Origin of the sequence: Kitasatospora nipponensis, from assembly GCF_039528135.1 — a bacterium.
Classification (GTDB): domain Bacteria; phylum Actinomycetota; class Actinomycetes; order Streptomycetales; family Streptomycetaceae; genus Kitasatospora; species Kitasatospora nipponensis.
In genome coordinates this window covers 69,782-78,198 of the sequence record NZ_BAAALF010000010.1, presented here as the reverse complement: position 1 = coordinate 78,198, position 8,417 = coordinate 69,782, and the positions used below count along the sequence as shown (strand labels likewise).

8 protein-coding genes are annotated in these 8,417 nt (G+C 72.1%); 6 read left to right on the top strand and 2 right to left on the bottom strand.

The features are described 5' to 3' along the window. Positions 1-133 precede the first annotated feature (133 nt). The 3 genes from ABD323_RS05470 to ABD323_RS05460 all read left to right on the top strand — a co-directional run bounded on the left by ABD323_RS05470 (position 134) and on the right by ABD323_RS05460 (position 1,464). Complete coding sequence (locus ABD323_RS05470; protein WP_344439803.1) at positions 134-676, top strand: MOSC domain-containing protein; 543 nt, start codon at positions 134-136, stop codon at positions 674-676. 84 nt (positions 677-760) lie between these two features. After that, a complete protein-coding gene (locus ABD323_RS05465; RefSeq protein ID WP_344439801.1) occupies positions 761-1,093 on the top strand; it encodes a muconolactone Delta-isomerase family protein in 333 nt (110 codons plus the stop codon). Beyond that, positions 1,093-1,464, top strand: a complete 372-nt coding sequence (locus tag ABD323_RS05460) for a YybH family protein (RefSeq protein WP_344439798.1) — start codon at positions 1,093-1,095, stop codon at positions 1,462-1,464. Before ABD323_RS05465 ends, ABD323_RS05460 begins: the two co-directional genes overlap by 1 nt. Before the next feature lie 7 nt (positions 1,465-1,471). On the opposite strand, the gene ABD323_RS05455 is transcribed toward ABD323_RS05460, so the two are convergent. Beyond that, on the bottom strand, positions 1,472-3,238 hold the full coding sequence (locus tag ABD323_RS05455) for an MOSC domain-containing protein (RefSeq protein ID WP_344439795.1): 1,767 nt from the start codon (positions 3,236-3,238) through the stop codon (positions 1,472-1,474). Between the two features lie 314 nt (positions 3,239-3,552). Here ABD323_RS05455 and ABD323_RS05450 point away from each other — a divergent pair, with 314 nt between their 5' ends. The 3 genes from ABD323_RS05450 (at position 3,553) to ABD323_RS05440 (ending at position 6,169) form a co-directional block, all read left to right on the top strand. Continuing rightward, a complete protein-coding gene (locus ABD323_RS05450) occupies positions 3,553-4,344 on the top strand; it encodes a glycerophosphodiester phosphodiesterase family protein (protein ID WP_344439793.1) in 792 nt (263 codons plus the stop codon). Then, positions 4,341-5,753: an MFS transporter gene (locus ABD323_RS05445; protein WP_344439791.1), complete on the top strand. Its 1,413-nt coding sequence runs from the start codon at positions 4,341-4,343 to the stop codon at positions 5,751-5,753. The genes ABD323_RS05450 and ABD323_RS05445 overlap by 4 nt, the downstream gene beginning before the upstream one ends. A gap of 164 nt (positions 5,754-5,917) precedes the next feature. After that, a complete protein-coding gene (locus tag ABD323_RS05440; RefSeq protein WP_344439845.1) occupies positions 5,918-6,169 on the top strand; it encodes a hypothetical protein in 252 nt (83 codons plus the stop codon). A gap of 20 nt (positions 6,170-6,189) precedes the next feature. Here the strand turns inward: ABD323_RS05440 and ABD323_RS05435 are convergent, their stop codons facing one another. Continuing rightward, a complete protein-coding gene (locus tag ABD323_RS05435) occupies positions 6,190-8,286 on the bottom strand; it encodes a potassium transporter Kup (protein WP_344439788.1) in 2,097 nt (698 codons plus the stop codon). Positions 8,287-8,417: the final 131 nt, after the last annotated feature.

The following is an 8,417-nucleotide window of genomic DNA, read 5'->3' as shown; positions in this document are numbered from 1 at the left end:
GCAGCCCCCCCCCCCCCCCCCCCCCCCCCCCCCGCCCCCCCCCCCCCCCGGGGCGGCCCGCGCCGGGGGAGTCCCCGGGGGCCACGGGCTACGATCGTGAGCGAATCATCGCCATCGAACGGGGGTCCGTGCAGTGAACGGGACGGTCACGGCAGTCAGCAGCAACAGCGAGTACTCCTTCACCAAGCCCAACCGGGCCGGCATCACGCTGCTCGCCGGTCTCGGCGTGGCGGGGGACGTGCACGCCGGGGTCACGGTCAAGCACCGCTCGCGGGTCGCGCAGGATCCCACCCAGCCGAACCTGCGCCAGGTCCACCTGATCCACGAGGAACTCTTCGCCGAAGTCGCCGAGGAGGGTTTCCGGGTGACGCCCGGTGACCTCGGCGAGAACATCACCACCCGGGGCGTCGACCTGCTCGGCCTGCCCGTCGGGACGCTGCTGCGCATCGGCGACGAGGCGGTCCTGGAGGTCACCGGCCTGCGCAATCCGTGCCTGCAGATCGACGCCTTCCAGGACGGCCTGCTGAAGAGGGTGGTCGGCCGCGACGAGGCCGGGAACATCGTGCGCAAGGCCGGCATCATGAGCGTCGTCCGGGTGGGCGGCGTGGTGCGCCCCGGCGACCGGCTCACCGTCGTGCTCCCCGACGAGCCGCACCGGCCCCTCGACCGGGTCTGAGACCGGTGGACCGCAGGGAAACATGCCCGGACCCCGCCCCTGGGCCACAATCGGAACAGTGGGCAGCCCCGGAAGGAGTCGGTCATGGAATTCCTGGTCACGATGACCACCCGCGTCCCGGAGGGGGTCACGGAGCAGGCCGTCGAGGACGTCCGCGCCCGCGAGGCCGCCCGCTCGCGCGAGCTGGCGGCGCAGGGGCACCTGCTCCGCCTGTGGCGCCCTCCGCTGCGCCCGGGCGAATGGCGCACGCTCGGGCTCTTCGCGGTCGAGGACGCGGACCGGCTCGAGGAGGTCCTGGCGTCCATGCCGCTGCGCGTGTGGCGCACCGACGAGGTCACTGCGCTGTCGCCGCACCCCAACGACCCGCACCCCAACGACCCGCACCCCAACGACCCCCTCACCCACGAGGGCCCCTGATGGACGGCACGGCCGACACTGAGCAGATCCTGCGTGGCGTCCTCGACGCCTGGAAGGCAGCCGTCGACGCGCACGAGCCCGAGCGGGTCGCCGCCTGCTTCACGCAGGACGCGATCTTCCAGGGCCTCCATCCGTACAGCGTGGGCCGCCAGGGCGTCGCCGACTACTACGCGTCCCAGCCGCTCGGGATGGCCGCCGACTACCGGTTCCTCGAAACCAGACGCCTGACCGACGCTCTCGTGCTCGGCTACCTGAGCGTCGACTTCTCGTTCACCGACCGGCAGACGCTCACGGTGTACCTGAGCGTGCTGGTCGAGCGGATGGCGGAGGGCTGGTCCATCCGCCACTACCAGGTGTCCCGGCTCGGCTGACGCGCCGTCACAGGTCGAGGGTGACGTCCTGCTCGGGGCCGGCGCAGCAGATCAGGGCGTTCCCCTCGGCGGGCGGATCGAGCGGTTCGGGGGAGTGACGGACGGCTCCCGCCAGCAGGGCGCTCTCGCAGGTGTGGCAGACGCCGGTGCGGCACGACCAGCGCACGGGGACGTCGCACGCCTCGGCCAGTTCCAGGAGGCTCGTGTACCGCGGACTCCAGGCGGCGGTGACGCCGCTGCGGGCGAAGGAGACGGCCGGACCCGTGCCGACCGGCCCGGGCGGCAGGTGCGGCGGCGGTGTCGCCCCCGTACTGATGCCGGGCGTCAGCGCGGCGGTCGCGCCGAAGGTCTCGCTGTGGATGCGGTCGGCGCGCAGCCCCCGCGTGACCAGGACGTCGGTCAGTTCCCGCAGGAATCCGGCGGGTCCGCACAGGTAGGCGTCCGCGCGGGCGGGCAGGTCGAGCCGGCCGAGCAGGTCGGCGGAGATGCGGCCCGGGTCGGTGTAGTCGATGCCCGGCCGGTCCGCCGGACGGGCGCGGCTGTAGCAGATGCGCGCGTGGCTGTTCGGGAGCCGGCTCAGCAGCCTCCGGCTCTCCTCGGCGAAGACGTGGTCCTCGCCGTTGCGCGCGCCGTGGAGCCACCAGACCTGCCGGGCGGACCGGGCGTCCGCCAGTGCCCGCAGCATGGCCAGCACCGGGGTGACGCCGACGCCGGCGGAGAGCAGCACCACCGGGCCGTGGCCGTCGGCGAGGGTGAAGGTGCCGTGCGGGGCCGCGACCTGGATGCTGTCGCCCACCGTCGCGTGCGCGTGGAGCCAGCGGCTGGCGGTGCCCTGCGGTTCGCGTTTGACGCTGATCCGGTACTCGGGGGCGTCCGGTGCGCCGGACAGCGAGTAGCTGCGGGTCAGCGGCGGCCGGCCCGGCTGCACGGGAAGGCGGAGGGTGACGAACTGTCCGGGGAGCCGGGCGGGCAGCGGTGCCGCACCGGCGTCGGCGAGCCAGAGCGAGAGCACGCTTGGGCTCTCCCGCCGCACGCGGGTGACCCTCAGCGGGCGGAATCCGCGCCAGGCGGGCGGCGGTCCGGCCGGCGGGCTCAGGCCCGCGTTGCCCGCGCTCGTGCCGGGCTCCGGGCTGCCCTGATCCAGCAGGGCCTGGAACGAGGCCCGCCATCCGGGGCTCAGGGCGGGCGCGCCGAGCGCCCGGGTGATCGCGGAGCGGGGGTGTCCGGGGAGGTACAGCAGCGCGTCGACCTCGGCGACGGTCACGCCGGCGGGTCCGGAGGCGATCTTGACGACCTCCTCGCCCGCCGCCACCTCACCCTCGGTGAGCACCCGGAGGTAGAAGCCCGGACGCCGGTGGGACACCAGCAGGGCGGGCATCGCGGGCTCGTCCATGCGCAGGCCCACGCGGTAGCAGGTCACCCGGGGTGCGCTGACCTCGAACACCGCCCGGCCGATCCGGTAGCGGTCACCGACGCACACCTCGTCGTCCGGCAGGCCGTCGACGGTGAAGTTCTCCCCGAACTGACCGGGCGTGAAGTCGGTGCGGCCGAGTACCTGCTCCCAGTACCGGTAGGACTGGGTCTGATAGACCATCACGGCGCGGTGTTCGCCGCCGTGGCCGGCCAGGTCGCCCTGCCCGTCCCCGTCGACGTTCAGACGGCGGACCATCCGGGAGCCGGTGACCGGGTGCTTCCAGATGCCGGTGCGCACGGTCCTGCCCCGCCAGGAGACATCGCGGGGAAGACCCACGTTCAGGGAGACCAGCCTGGCCACGATCCGCCCCTCACCCTCGGCGTCGGCTCTCCCGGCGATTCTACCTTTTCGGGACATACCGCCCTCGGTCGCGCCGGCTCAGCGCCCCGGCGTCGGTGCCCCGGACGCCCGCATCCGCCACCGAGTCACCGACCCGCCGGCCGCCCGGAGCGAGGACCTGCTCGGCGGGTGTCGCCGCCCGCGGGGTCGGGGCGCTACAGTTCGTCCGCCCACTCTGATCATGGCGTTTGCCCGCCGACGTCACCTCCGCACGCCATTCCCCGCGCGTCACCCCCCTCCCACCGCCTCCCTCCCGCACACCCTCGGAGCCCGAGATGCACCCCTTCCTCGACCACCGGGGGCCGCTGGCCTTCGCCCACCGGGGAGGTGATCTCGGCCATCCCGAGAACTCGCTCGCCGCGTTCTCGGCCGCGGTCGCGCTCGGCTACCGCTACCTGGAGACGGACGTGCACGCCACCGCCGACGGCGCGCTGGTGGCCTTCCACGACTCGCGCCTGGACCGGGTCACCGACCGGGCCGGCGTCGTCGCCGAACTGCCCTGGCGCACGGTCGGTGAGGCCCGGATCGGTGGCACCGAGCCGATCCCGCTGCTGGAGGACCTGCTCGGGGCGTTCCCGCAGGCCCGATTCAACATCGACGTCAAGGCGGCCCCGGCCGTTGCGCCGCTGGTCGAGGCGATCCGCCGCACCGACGCCTGGGACCGGGTCTGCGTCGGCGGGTTCTCCGACGCGCGCCTCGCCGCCGTCCGCGCCGCCGCCGGTCCCCGGCTGGCCACCTCGCTGGGCCCGCGCGAGGTGGCGCGGCTGCGGCTGCGGTCGCTGGCCGGGCCGCTGTTCCCGGGCCGAGGGGGGTCGTGGTCCGGGGTGTGCGCGCAGGTACCCGAGCGGCAGCGGGGCGTGCGGGTGGTCGACGGGGCCTTCGTGCGCACCGCGCACCGCCTCGGCCTGCAGGTGCACGTCTGGACGGTGGACGACCCGGCCCGGATCAGGGCTCTCCTCGACCTGGGTGTCGATGGCATCATGGCCGATCGCATCGACGTCCTGCGGGACGTCCTCGAGGAGCGCGGCTGCTGGACCGACGGAAGCAAGGCGATAGGAACCTCATGAACACCGCTACCCACCTGCCCGACCACCCGGCGGTCACCACCGACGCCCGCGCCCTGCGCCGGATGCAGTTCGGCTGGTACATCAACGACTGGGCCAACGCCGCCTTCTCGGCGACGGTCCTGACGGTGTTCCTCGGGCCGTACCTCACCTCCATCGCCAAGAACGCCGCCGACGCGGGCGGCGACGTCCACCCGCTGGGCCTGTCGGTGCGCGCGGGCTCGTTCTTCCCGTACACCGTCTCGCTCTCCGTACTGGTCTCCGTGGCGGTGATGCTGCTGGCCGGCTCGGTCGCCGACCGCACCGGGCGGCACAAGGAGCTGATGTGCGGCTTCGCGTACGTCGGCGCGCTCGCCACCATGGGGATGTTCTTCCTCGGCGGGAACCGCTACCTGCTCGGCGGCGGACTGCTGATCATCGCCAACATCGCGTACGCGGTGTCGGTCGCGCTCTCGTACGCCTACCTGCCGGGCCTGGCCAGCGCCGACGAGCGCGACGCCATCTCCTCCAAGGGCTGGGCCTACGGCTACGCGGGCGGCGGACTGCTGCTGATAGCCAACCTGGCGCTGTTCGAGGGCCACGACGCGCTCGGGCTCTCCTCCGGCACCGCGGTGCGGATCTGCCTGGCCTCGGCCGGCCTGTGGTGGGCGCTGTTCACCCTCGTCCCGCTGGTGCGACTGCCCTCCCGCGCCGGCGTGGCCCCCGCCCGCCCCGGTGGCGTTGTGGCCGACGGAGCCGTGGCCGAGGGTGCCGACGCCGACCGGCCCACCGCCGGCAGCCTGCGCGAGCTCGCCCGCACCCTGCGCGGCATGCGCCGCTACCCGCTGACGCTGCTCTTCCTGGGCGCCTTCCTCTGCTACAACGACGGCATCCAGACCGTGGTCTCCCAGGCCTCCCTCTTCGGCAGCGAGGAGCTCGGCATGGGCCAGACCTCGCTGGTCGCCGCCGTCCTGCTGGTGCAGATCGTGGCGATCGGCGGCGCGCTGCTGCTGGGCCGCATCGCCCGCCGCTACGGCGCCAAGCGGACCGTCCTGGGCTCCCTGGTCGGCTGGGTGGTCACCGTCGCCCTGGGGTACTTCATGCCCGCCCACCAGCCCATCTGGTTCTTCGCGCTGGCCTGCATGATCGGGCTGGTGCTCGGCGGCAGCCAGGCGCTCTCCCGCTCGCTCTTCTCCCACCTCATCCCGGCCGGGCGCGAGGCCGAGTACTTCAGCCTCTACAAGGTCAGCGACCGCGGCACCAGCTGGATGGGGCCGCTGGTCTTCGGCGCCGCCTACCAGATCACCGGCAGCTACCGCTCGGCGATCATCTCCCTGCTGGTCTTCTTCGTCATCGGGTTCGCCGTGCTGGCGAAGGTCCCCGTCCGCCGCGCCATCGAGGCCGTCGGCAACCCGGTCCCCGAACGCCTCTGACCCGCACCGCACCACGCACCGCGCCCCGCCGAGCCCGTACCCGGCGGGGCGCGGTGCGTTCGGGCCACGCACTCGCCGGCGCCGGCGGGGGTCTCGTCGAGGAAGCCGCCCGACCGGTGCTGCCAGAGCCCGGCGTAGGCGCCGTTGGCGGTCAGCAGCTCCTGGTGGGTGCCCTGTTCGAGGATCGGGGGGCGCTCGAAGCCGGCCAGCTCCCGAAGCGCCGTCAGATTGCCGACCCGAAGTCGGTGGACAGCGCGGCGTCCACCTGTATCGCCGAGGAAGCCCGGCGAGCGGCCGTCGGCGTACGTGGAGACCAGCTGGTCGCGAAGGTCGGCGCCGACCCTGCGGGCCCAGATCGGCTCGCGCTGCCGCCGAGAGCGTGCGCGCGGCACGGTGCGGGTCAGGATCGCTCCTGACCCGCACCGTGCTCACCGCCTCACATCGAGACCTGGGCGCCCATGATGACGCAGCGGCCGCTGGGGAGCCCGAAGTACGTGACGGGGCTGCTCGCATTGTTGGCGATGGTCATGAAGAGCCTCTTGCGCCAGCGCCGCATGCCCGGGGCGTCGGTCCTGATGATCGTCATCCGCGACAGGAAGTAGGACACCTCGTCCACCTGCAGCCCGTGGATCTGACCCGCGTCGGGGTGCTGCGCGGCGAGGCGCAGGGCCGCCGGGATGTTCGGCTCGTCCATGAAGCCGAACCGCACGGTGAGGTGTGTGATGCCGTCGTCGCTGTGGCCGAGGTCGTCGAAGACGCAGCGCTCCGCCTCGGGGATGTGCGGCACGCGTTCCACCACGGCCGACAGGATGACCACGTTCTTGTGCAGGGTGTGGTTGTGCTCGACGTTGGCGCGCAGTGCCAGCGGAGTGGTCTCGGGGTTGGCGTTGAGGAACACCGCAGTGCCGTCGACCCGGTGCACGGGCGGGTCCATCGCGTCGACCTCGTCGACGAACGCCCGCAGCGGGCCCTCCAGCGCCGTGCGGTTCGGGGTGACGATCCGCCGCCCCCGCTGCCAGGTGATGAGGATGGTGAAGACACTGAACGCGACCAGCAGCGGCAGCCAGCCGCCGTGCACGACCTTCGTGAGGTTCGCCGCGAAGAACGCGATCTCACTGGTGAGGAAGACGACTGCGCCGAGCACGATCATCCAGCGCGGCTTGCCCATCATCACGCGGGCGACGGCCAGGAAGAGCACGGTGTTGAGTACGAAGGTGGCGGTGACCGCCACGCCGTACGCGGAGGCGAGCGCGGCGGACGAGCCGAAGCCGACCACCAGGGCCACGACCGCGCCGAACAGGCCCCAGTTGATCATCGGCGCGTAGACCTGGCCGACCTCGTGCTCCGAGGTGTGCTTGATCGTCAGGTGGGGGAGGACGCCGAGCTGCACCGCCTGCCGAGTGACGCTGAACGCGCCGGAGATGACCGCCTGCGAGGCGATGACGGTGGCGACGGTCGCCAGGATCACCATCGGGAACTGCGCCCAGCCGGGCATCAGGAGGAAGAACGGGTTCGAGATCGCCGACGGCGCGCGCAGGATCAGCGAGCCCTGGCCGAGGTAGTTGAGCGTGAGGGCCGGGAAGACCAGGAAGAACCAGGCACGGTGGATCGGAGCCCGGCCGAAGTGGCCCATGTCCGCGTAGAGTGCCTCGGCACCGGTCACGGCCAACACGACCGAGGCCAGCGCCACGAACGCGATCATCCCGTGGTTCACGATGAACTGCACGCCGTACACCGGCGACAGCGCCTTGAAGATCGCCGGGTGGCTCGCCACCTCCACCGCGCCGGTGCCGCCGATGATGAGGAACCAGACCGTCATGATCGGGCCGAACAGGTTGCCGACCAGATTGGTGCCGTAGCGCTGGAGCGCGAAGAGCAGCACCAGCACCGCGATCGTCACCGGGATCACGAACTCACTCAGACCCGGCGCCGAGACCTTCAGCCCCTCGACCGCGGACAGCACCGAGATCGCCGGCGTGATCATCCCGTCGCCGTAGAACAGCGACGCCCCGAAGATCCCGAGCGCCACCAGGATCATCTTGCTGCGCGCCGACTTGAAGGACAGCTTCTGGACGAGGGCGGTCAGGGCCATGATGCCGCCCTCGCCGCCGTTGTCGGTGCGCAGGATGAAGGTCACATACTTGACCGAGACGATCAGGGTGATCGCCCAGAAAACCAGCGAGATGACCCCGTACACCTGGTCCGGAGTCGTCCCGACCGCGCCGTTGTCGGCGGTGAAGACGGTCTGGATCGCATACAGCGGACTGGTGCCGATGTCACCGAAGACGACGCCCAGCGCACCGAGGGTCAGGGCTGCTGTCCCGGGGCGGAGGCGGCGAGGGCTGCTGCCGTCGGGCGCGCCGCCGGGTCCAGTGGCAGTGGGGTTTTCAGGCGCGCTCTTGGCGAGTTCTATTCGCATAATGAGCGACGATGATACGCATGGCGCGGTCGGGCGAAAGCGCCCGCCGACGCTCCCGGGCCACGGCAGGAGCCCGTACTTCGGAAAGCTGCCCGACGTGGCGGAGACACTCATCGACCTCGCTGGGACATACGCGAGTTGCTACGGTCCATTCGTCGCTGAGTAGTTGACCTCCTGGACGATGTCGGGACGACAGCCGGCACGGGTTGGGAGAAAGCCGATCGGCCCGTTGTCCGTTAAGGCTT